Annotated in this window: 5 protein-coding genes; 1 reads left to right on the plus strand and 4 read right to left on the minus strand. The window is 74.3% G+C overall.

Going from position 1 to position 9412, the window contains the following annotated elements:
- Nucleotides 1-28 precede the first annotated feature (28 nt).
- Together mfd and ACFQ6N_RS30330 are read right to left on the minus strand one after the other, a co-directional pair.
- Complete coding sequence (mfd, locus tag ACFQ6N_RS30325; protein WP_380655840.1) at nucleotides 29-3658, minus strand: transcription-repair coupling factor; 3630 nt, start codon at nucleotides 3656-3658, stop codon at nucleotides 29-31.
- Nucleotides 3659-4327: 669 nt separating this feature from the next.
- Complete coding sequence (locus ACFQ6N_RS30330; RefSeq protein ID WP_380655842.1) at nucleotides 4328-4612, minus strand: beta/gamma crystallin domain-containing protein; 285 nt, start codon at nucleotides 4610-4612, stop codon at nucleotides 4328-4330.
- Nucleotides 4613-5142: 530 nt separating this feature from the next.
- On the opposite strand from ACFQ6N_RS30330, the gene ACFQ6N_RS30335 reads away from it, so the two are divergent.
- Nucleotides 5143-5790, plus strand: coding sequence for a hypothetical protein (locus ACFQ6N_RS30335; protein WP_380655845.1), 648 nt, complete (start codon nucleotides 5143-5145; stop codon nucleotides 5788-5790).
- A 76-nt stretch (nucleotides 5791-5866) separates the two neighbouring features.
- Here the strand turns inward: ACFQ6N_RS30335 and ACFQ6N_RS30340 are convergent, their stop codons facing one another.
- Together ACFQ6N_RS30340 and ACFQ6N_RS30345 are read right to left on the minus strand one after the other, a co-directional pair.
- Nucleotides 5867-7336 carry a hypothetical protein gene (locus tag ACFQ6N_RS30340; RefSeq protein WP_380655848.1) on the minus strand — a complete coding sequence of 490 codons (1470 nt, stop codon included), beginning with the start codon at nucleotides 7334-7336 and terminating at the stop codon, nucleotides 5867-5869.
- Nucleotides 7337-7602: 266 nt separating this feature from the next.
- On the minus strand, nucleotides 7603-9412 hold a 1810-nt coding region (locus ACFQ6N_RS30345; RefSeq protein ID WP_380655851.1), incomplete at its 5' end, for an SUKH-4 family immunity protein.

Raw genomic sequence — 9412 nt, forward strand, 5'->3', positions numbered from 1 at the left:
TCCTCCGTCTACGCCTTCGCCCCGGCGCCTACTTCTTCGACCCCGCCAGGTCGTCGAACATGGCCGACAGGAACTCGCCGCACCAGCCGAGCAGCTCCCGGCCGACCAGCGGCTTGCCGCCGATCCGCCCGGTGCTCGGGCGCGGCACCAGCAGCTGCTGGGCCGCCGCCTTGACCTGGCTGCGCGGGTAGAGCCGGTTCAGCCGCAGCTGCTGGGACTCCCGCAGCTCCACCGGCCCGAAGCGGACGTTGGAGCCCTGCAGCGTGATGTCCGAGATGCCGCACCGCCGGGCGTACAGCCGCAGCGCCGCGACCATCAGCAGGTTCTCCACCTGCTCGGGCAGCTTGCCGTAGCGGTCGACGAGCTCGTCCCGGACCTGCTGGATGTCCTCCTCCGAGTTGACCGCCGCGATCGAGCGGTACGCCTGGAGCCGCAGCCGCTCGCCGGGCGCGTAGTCGTGCGGCACGTGCGCGTCGACGGGCAGCTCGATCTTCACCTCCAGCGGCTCCTCCTCCGGCTCCCCGCCGTTGGCGAGCGACTCGCGGAACTCGGCCACCGCCTCTCCGACCATCCGCATGTAGAGGTCGAAGCCGACGCCCGCGATGTGCCCGGACTGCTCGCCGCCGAGCAGGTTGCCGGCGCCGCGGATCTCCAGGTCCTTCATCGCGACGTACATGCCGGCGCCCATCTCGGTGTGCTGGGCGATGGTGGCCAGGCGTTCGTGCGCGGTCTCGGTGAGCGGCTTCTCCGGCGGGTACAGCATGTAGGCGTAGCCGCGCTCGCGGCCCCGCCCGACCCGGCCGCGCAGCTGGTGCAGCTGGGAGAGGCCGAAGGTGTCGCCGCGCTCGACGATCAGGGTGTTGGCGTTGGAGATGTCGATGCCGGACTCGACGATCGTGGTGGACACCAGGACGTCGAACTCCTTCTCCCAGAAGTCGACGACGACCTTCTCCAGCTGGGTCTCGCCCATCTGTCCGTGCGCGGTGGCGATCCGCGCCTCGGGCACCAGGTCCTTCAGCCGGGCGGCGGCCTTGTCGATCGACTCCACCCGGTTGTGGATGTAGAACACCTGGCCCTCGCGCAGGAGTTCACGCCGGATCGCGGCCGAGATCTGCTTCTCGTCGTAGGGCCCGACGAAGGTCAGCACCGGGTGCCGCTCCTCCGGCGGGGTGGTGATGGTGGACATCTCGCGGATGCCGGTGACCGCCATCTCCAGGGTGCGCGGGATCGGCGTCGCGGACATGGTGAGCACGTCCACGTTGGCGCGCAGCTTCTTCAGCTGCTCCTTGTGCTCGACGCCGAACCGCTGCTCCTCGTCGACGATGACCAGGCCGAGGTCCTTGAACCTGGTCTCGGAGGAGAACAGCCGGTGAGTGCCGATGACGACGTCCACCGAGCCTTCGAACAGCCCCTCCAGGACGGCCTTGGCCTCGCTGTCGGTCTGGAACCGGGACAGCGCCTTCACCACGACGGGGAAGTTGGCGTACCGCTCGGCGAAGGTGGAGAAGTGCTGCTGCACCAGCAGCGTGGTCGGCACCAGCACCGCCACCTGCTTGCCGTCCTGCACCGCCTTGAACGCGGCCCGGACGGCGATCTCGGTCTTGCCGTAGCCGACGTCGCCGCAGATCAGCCGGTCCATCGGGACGGACTTCTCCATGTCGGACTTGACCTCGGCGATGGTGGTCAGCTGGTCCGGGGTCTCCGCGTACGGGAAGGCGTCCTCCAGCTCGCGCTGCCACGGGGTGTCCGGCCCGAAGGTGTGGCCGGGGGCGGCCATCCGCGCCGAGTACAGCTTGATCAGGTCGGCGGCGATCTCCCTGACCGCCTTCTTGGCCCGCTGCTTGGTCTTCGCCCAGTCCGCGCCGCCGAGCCGGTGCAGCGTCGGGGCCTCGCCGCCGACGTACTTGGTGACCTGGTCGAGCTGGTCGGTCGGCACGAACAGCCGGTCGCCGGGGTGGCCCCGCTTGGCCGGGGCGTACTCCAGCACCAGGTACTCGCGGGTGGCGCCCTGGACGGTGCGCTGCACCATCTCCACGTACTTGCCGACGCCGTGCGCCTCGTGGACGACGTAGTCGCCGGCGGCGAGCGCGAGCGGGTCGATGGCGTTGCGGCGGCGCGAGGGCATCCGGCGCATGTCCTTGGTGGAGGACTTCTGGCCGGACAGGTCGGTCTCGGTGATGACCGTGAGCTTCAGGGCCTCGTCGACGAAGCCGTGCTCGATGGAGCCGCAGGAGACGTGGACGACGTCCCGGGTGGGCGCCTCGGCGAGGTCGGCGACCAGGCGGGCCGGGATGCCCTCGTTGCCGAGGACCTCGGCGAGCCGGGAGGCCGGGCCGTGCCCCTCGGTCACCATGACGACCCGCCAGTCGGAGGCCAGCCGCTCCTTGGCGTCGGCGATCGCCCGGGCGGTGTCGCCCCGGTAGGCCTCGACGGCGTGCATGCCGAGGGTCAGCGTGTTGGCGTCGAACTCCAGCAGTCCGTCGACGGCGGACTCGCTGGTCGCGAACGGGCTGACGGACCACCAGGGCAGCCCGATCTCGGCGGCGTGCTCGCGCACCTCGGCGAGCGAGCGCAGCGAGGCGGCGGAGACGTCGATGGTCTCCAGGTCGATCGGCCGGTCCCCGCCCGCGGCGGCCGCGACCCAGGAGGCGTGCAGGAACTCCTGGCTGGTCGCCACCAGGTCGGCGGCCCGGGTGCGGACCCGCTCGGGGTCGCAGACCACGGTGACGGAGCCGAGCGGCAGCACGTCGACCAGCAGTTCCATGTCGTCCACCAGCACCGGTGCCAGCGACTCCATGCCCTCGACGGCGATGCCCTCGGCGATCTTGTCGAGAATCTCGGCCAGCCCGGGGTGCTCGACGGACAGCTCGGCGGCCCGCGCCCGCACCTCCTCGGTGAGCAGCAGCTCGCGACAGGGCGGCGCCCACAGACCGTGTTCGGCGATCTCCAGCGAGCGCTGGTCGGCGACCTTGAAGTAGCGGATCTCCTCGACCTCGTCGCCCCAGAACTCCACCCGCAGCGGGTGCTCCTCGGTCGGCGGGAAGACGTCGAGGATGCCGCCGCGGACGGCGAACTCGCCGCGCTTCTCGACCAGTTCGACGCGCGCGTAGGCGGCCGCGGCGAGCCGGCGGGCCACCTCCTCCAGGTCGTGCGACTCGCTCCGCCGGACCGCCACCGGCTCCAGCTCGGCCAGCCCCTTGACCTGCGGCTGGAGCACCGAGCGGACCGGGGCGACGATCACCTGCACCGGACCGGCCGCCGGGTCGTCGGCCCGCGGGTGCGCGATCCGGCGCAGCACGGCGAGCCGGCGGCCGACGGTGTCCGAGCGGGGCGACAGCCGCTCGTGCGGGAGGGTCTCCCAGGCCGGGTACTCGGCGACGGTGTCGGCGGGCAGCAGCGAGCGCAGCGAGGCGGCGAGGTCCTCGGCCTCCCGGCCGGTCGCGGTGACGGCGAGCACCGGACGGCCCCGGTCCCCGGCGGCCTCCCCGGCGAGCGCCCGGGCCAGCGCGGCGATGGCGAACGGCCGGGCGGCCGGCGGTCCGACCAGGTCCAGGTGGCGGCGTCCTCCGGCCGCGGCTCCGGTGGCGGTGGCCGCCTCGATCGCCTCGGCGAGCGCCGAGTCCCGCGCGACGACATCGAGCAGTCCGGTCAGGCTCATCTGGGGTCTCTTCTTCGTCCCGTGGCTGGTGCTGTCCCGGGGCGTCGAAGGCCCGCCGGGGCAACGCGAACGGCCCGGCGCGCCGAGCGGCCGGGGGTCTCCAGCCTACGCCGCGCCACGGACACGCACGCGGCGTACCGCGTCGGCGGGGCCGGGCGGGGACGAACCTCCGTCGTCGGGCGCCCCGCCGGCGGGGACACGGCCGGGGACGAACCACTGGACGGAACACCGGACCGACCGGTGGACGAACCAGCCGGACGACGCGCCGATCCGGGCACGGCCATCCGCCACGAACTGGACATACTCCTGTCACTGGCCGTCCATGGAGATCGCGCACCATGGTGAACGTGCCCGCCGCACCCAACCGTGGGGGATGGCTGTGGCGGCACTGTCGCACCCCCGATGGGGGTCGGAGGTGCGAGGCCGGGCGACCCTGGGTGGGGGCGCCCGCCCAAGCGCCGGGAACCGTGGCGCCCTTTCCTGGAGGGCGCCACGGGTCTCGGCCTACTTCGTTTCCCGCCCTCGTTCCCTGCCTTCGGTCCCCGTCTTCGCGCCCTGCCTTCGCGCCCTGCCTTCGTCACCCGCGCGCTCCCGGCCGCTCCGCCGGACGTCCGCACCCGTCCGGCTCCTGCGCCCCGCGAGGCCCGCGCGCCCTTCCGGCGGGGGCTGCTACCAGCGGGACAGGTTGATGTCGTACATCATCACCTCGCGCCCCTGGCCGGCGTTGAAGTCGTAGCGGTCCCAGGCGAAGACGGTCCAGGAGCCCAGACCTCCGCCCAGATAGGTGACGACCTTGTTGTTGCCGGCGTCGATCCGGTCGACGTTGTAGACGCGCACGGCCATCCAGCCGTCGTTCGCGAAGCAGAGCTGCCCGCTGTAGCCGTAGTTGTACACCTTCGCGAAATCGTCCCGGTTTCCGCAGCCGACCCGGTCCACGGCATGGGCCAGGGACACCGGGAGCAGGGTCGCGGCGACCGCCGCGAGAAGAACCGGGGCGCCCAGTCGACGGGCCTTCGCATTTCTGTTCCGAAGGTTGGTCCGAGGATTCGTGCGGCGAATCATGTAACCCCTCCAACAGTGGCGGTTGCGACTCCAGAGATTCGCACGAGCGGGCAGCGCCGGACAGCTGTTTTCCGGCCAAGCCGAACCCCGGAGGCGGCCCCGGGAACGAATCCGGAACGTATGGAGACGGCATGCGCTAGGGTCCGAACACCCTTGCCCTGATTGAGGATCGGAGCAGACGATTGCCATCTCCAGCCCGATTCGGACGATTCCCCGCCTTTGCCCTCACGGCTGTTCTTTCGGTGCTGTCCACGGCGTGTTCGGGCAACTCCGGCACGATTTCCGTCGAATCCGGTCAGGCCCCGCCGGAGATCGGTACGCCGACCGCTCCGGAATCCGGTCGGGGCGGAATGACCGGACTCCCCCTCTCCGCTTATCGGGCCGACGACCGGAGTTCCGTCAAGGAGATTCAGGCGCGGAATGTGCTGGTCGTCTCGTGCATGCGCCGGGCCGGATTCGCCGCGTTCGACGGGGACGGGCTGCAGTCCGCGCAGCTCCCGGACAACGCGACCGCGCTGCCGGCCGGCCCCTGGGGGTACCTCGGGCCGGAGGCCGCCGCCTCGCTGGGCTTCCACCCGCCGAAACGGCCGCTCCCCCGGCCGGCCACCGCCCCGGCGGGCTCCGGCGAGGTGTACGACACCGCCCGGGTGGACTGCGACCGGCAGGCGACGGAGCAACTCGGCTCGCCCCCCGCGGCGGGCGGCGACCTGGTCGACCGGCTCTTCGACGAGTCGATGACGGCCACCGCCGGGGACGCCCGGGTGATGGCGGCCACCCGGCAGTGGAGCGGCTGCATGACGGCCGCCGGGTTCGCGGCCACCGCGCCGCAGGAGCTGCCGCGGAGGTACCAGGCCGCCCCGGAGACCACCCCGGCCGAGCTGGCCGCCGCCCGCGCCGACGCGGACTGCACCGCGCGGAGCAACCTGGCGGGCGTCTGGTTCGCCGTGCTGGCCGGCTACCAGCGCCGACTGATCGACCGCAACGCGGAGGCCCTGACCGCCCAGCGGGAGGCGGTCAGGGCCCAGGACGCGAAGCTCACCCGGCTGCTCGCGGGCGAGGCGGCCGGGTAGGGCCGCCGCGCGCGGGTCGAGCGGGTCGAGCCGGCCAGCAGGTCGAGCGGGTCAGCCGCTCAGCGGTTCGAGCCGGTCAGCGGCGGCGGTAGCTCACGGTGTTGGGGGTCGCGTAGCCGGCGCCGTCGTCCACGATGATGATCTTGGGAACGATTCGGGTCTCGTCCTCCGGCTCCGTCCCGGCACCGGCGCCCCCCGCGTCCCCGGTGTCCCCCGCGTCCCCGGTGTCCCCCGCGCCCCCGGCGGCCCCGGCGGGGACCGCCTCCACCGGCGGCGAGGCGGGCTTCGGCGGGACGGCGGCCGGCCGCACCGGGCCGGTCGCGACGGCCTCGGCGGCGGCCCTGGCGGCGCCGCCCCCGACCACCGGCGTCCGCGGCACCACAGCGTCCTCCTGCGGCCCGTCGGGAGCCTGCGCACCGTCCGGGGCCCCGGACGCGTCCCGCACCGGCGCCGTGACCCGCGCCGAGGCCTTCCGAAGGCTCGCCACCGGGATCTCTCCGGTGTCCGCCTCCGAGTCGACCGGCACCACGTCGGCGACGGCATCGGTGACCGCGTCGGCGACAGCCTCCGCCGGAACCGGAACCGGCGTCGGCGTCGCGACCGGGGCCGGCGTCGCGCCCGAGGCGGAGACCGAGGCCGAGAGGGCCGCCGCGGCCGCGGGGTCGATCTGGCCGACCGCCGCCCCGGTGAGCGAGGCCAGGGTGGCCTTGATGTGGTCCAGGTGCTGCTGCACCGTCTCCAGCCGGGTGTCGAACTCGCGCTGCTCGCGCTCGCTCGCCGCGTTGACCTTCTCGGCCTCCCGGCGGGCCTGCTCGATCAGCTGGTCCGCCTTGGCCTGGGCGTCCGTCTCCAGCTGCTTGATCCGGTTCAGCACGGTCTCCCGGTGCTGCTCGGCCTCCTTGACCCGGCGCTCGGCGGTCGCGGAGACCTCGGTGTCCTCGGCGTCGGCCTTGGCCTGGGCCTCGGCGAAGGTCTCGTCGGCCTTGCGGCGCCGGGTGGCCAGCTCGGCCTCGCCCTGCTCGCTGGTCTCGGCGGCGGCGACCCGCACCTTGGCGGCGTAGGCGGTGGCGGCGTCGCGGGCGGCGCGGCTCTCCCGGTCGGCCTCGGCCCGGAGGCCCTCGGCCTCGGCCCGGGTGCGCTCGTCGGTGCGGCGGGCCGCCGCGTCGGCCTCGGTACGGGTGGTGGTGCCGTACTCCTTGGCCTCCCGGTCGAGCGTCTGCCCGGCTTCGTAGACCTCGTCCCGCAGGTCTTCGGCGAAGCGCTCGGCCTTGTCCCGGACCGCGCGCGCCTCGTTCCCGGCCATCACGGCCAGTCCGGAGGCCTGCTCGCTGAGGACCTGGTAGTCGGGTTCCGGTGCCTCCTCGGCGGCCCGGCGGATGTCGGCCAGCCGGGCTTCCATCTGCCGGATCCCGGCACCCAGGACACTCAACCGTTCCCACGCCTCGTCGCGCTGCACGGTGAGCGCGTCGAGTGCGCGCTCGACCTGCTCGGGCGCGTAACCACGCCGGGCCTGGGTGAAGCCGTACTGGGGGACGGCATCGCTCATGGGCTCTTCCCCTCGTTTCGCGGGCTGCGGAGCCCATGATCGGACGGAACGGTCGGATCCGGAACCGGTTCGGAGACCGGGGCCGGATTCAGTCGTCCTGCGGACCTGAATACGTCGAGGACCGGACGAATAGACCCATCCTCTTGACCTATTTTGCGCAGATCCGGGCGAAACCCCAACGAGGCACAGCCACCACGGCATGCCGGAGGGGCCGTCCCGGACACCGGAACGACCCCTCCCCACCTGCGAGGATCCGCGACGGTCCGCTACAGCAGACCGTCCCAGAACTGCTCCAGCAGCACGGCCCACCAGGTGTCCGCGTTCTGCAGGGCCGCCGGGTCGATCACGGCGAGCTGGGCCTGGAAGTCGGTCGTCCAGCGACCGGCCTGGTCCGGCGTCAGCCCGTACCGGAGCCGCCACATCCGGCCCAGCAGGGCCAGCGCGCGGACGAACTCCGGTACACCGGTGTTGACGAACCGGGGCGGCTGCCCGGTTCCGTCGATGTCCACGGCGACCACGTTCGCCGTGCCGTACTGGACGCACAGCTGGCGCCCGTAGTCGTTGCCGAGGACCAGGTAGCCGCCGAAGTCCGGACCGCCCGGCAGGCCGCGCTCGGCGGCCAGCTCGGCGAGCGTCGGGATCGGCCGGCCCTCCTGCCCCTGCCCCCAGAAGAACGGCCCGAAGTCGCGCGGCAGCCCGGCCCACATCAGGCTCTGGGACACCGGCTCGGGCACGCCCTGGCGGGAGACGGCGCGCTGCTCGTAGCGGAACAGGTTCTGCCCGAACGCAGCGCCGATCTCCTGGGCGAGCTGCTGCGGCGGGAGCGGGGGCAGCGCCTGGACCGTCCCGGGCGCGGGCAGCGGCACCCGGAGCGGGCGGACCCGCTGGGCGCCGGAGGCCAGCTGGTGCAGCTCGTCCAGGTGGTCGAGCAGCTCGGCCATCCCGGCCTGCCGGGACGCGTGGTCGCGGCCGTACGGGGCGGTGTGGGTGAGCCGGACGTTCGGCCAGGACGCGGCGATCATGCGGTTGCAGTAGCCGCCCGGCAGGTCGCAGGACTCCAGCTCGGTGTACAGCTCCAGCACCTGCTCCGGCGGCACGTTGAGCCGCCGCAGGTCCTGGAGGATCTTCCACTCCGGGTGCGGGGTGCCGGGCTCGCTGCGGTGCAGCAGCTTCTGCTCCGAGCCGTCCGGGCCCCGGTAGCTGAGCGCGGCGAAGTAGCCGGGGCCGACCACCGGCACCCCCGGGGGCACCGCCGCGGGCTGCGGCGGACCGGTCACCGCCGCCGGGGGCACGACCCCGGCGCCGCCCGCGTTCGGGTAGCCGTACCCGGCGGCGGGCGCGGCGGGCGCGCCCGGGGCACCGGGCGGCGGCGGGACGGCGGGGCCGCCGGACGGCGGGGTGCCCGGGTCCGCCGGGGCGGCCGGGGCCGCCAGCAGCGCCGGATCGATCGCGCTCGCCAGCTGGGTCGCCTCGTACGCCACCCCGGAGGAGGGCGCGCCACCGGCCGGAGCGCCCTGGGGGGCCGGGGCGTCACCGCCGCGCAGGCCCGCCGGGGGCGGGGGCGGCGGGGTCGAACCGGCCGTCCGGCCACCGGGGGCGCCGGGAGCACCGGCCGGCGTGCCGGAGCCCGGGGTGGGCTTCAGCCCGGCGGGCGGAGGCGGCGGCGGGGCCGAGGCCTGCGCACGGCCCATCCCGCCGGGGGCGGCACCAGGGGCGGCAGCGGGGGCACCGGCGGGGCCGCCGCGCAGCGCGCCCGGCGGGGGCGGCGGCGGGGCCGAGGCCGGGGCACGGCCGAGCCCGCCCTGCGGCGTCCCGCCCACGGGCTGGACGGCCGCCGGGGCACCCGGCAGGCCGTCGAGGCCGGGCGGGCCACCGGGCGGGGCCAGCATGGTCGCCGCATGGTCCACCGGAGCACCGGGCGCCACCGGCGGAGCAGCGAACGGCGCCACCGGGGCACCCGGCAGTCCGTCGAGGCCGGGCAGGCCACCGGGCGGGGCCAGCATGGTCGCCGCATGGTCCACCGGAGCACCGGGCGCCACCGGCGGAGCAGCGAACGGCGCCACCGGGGCACCCGGC

Source organism: Kitasatospora sp. NPDC056446 (genome assembly GCF_042796115.1).
Lineage (GTDB): Bacteria > Actinomycetota > Actinomycetes > Streptomycetales > Streptomycetaceae > Kitasatospora.

Coding starts and splice junctions, on each gene's coding strand:
- mfd (WP_380655840.1), bottom strand. CDS start 3,658: ATGAGCCTGACCGGACTGCTCGATGTCGTCGCGCGGGACTCGGCGCTC.
- ACFQ6N_RS30340 (WP_380655848.1), bottom strand. CDS start 7,336: ATGAGCGATGCCGTCCCCCAGTACGGCTTCACCCAGGCCCGGCGTGGT.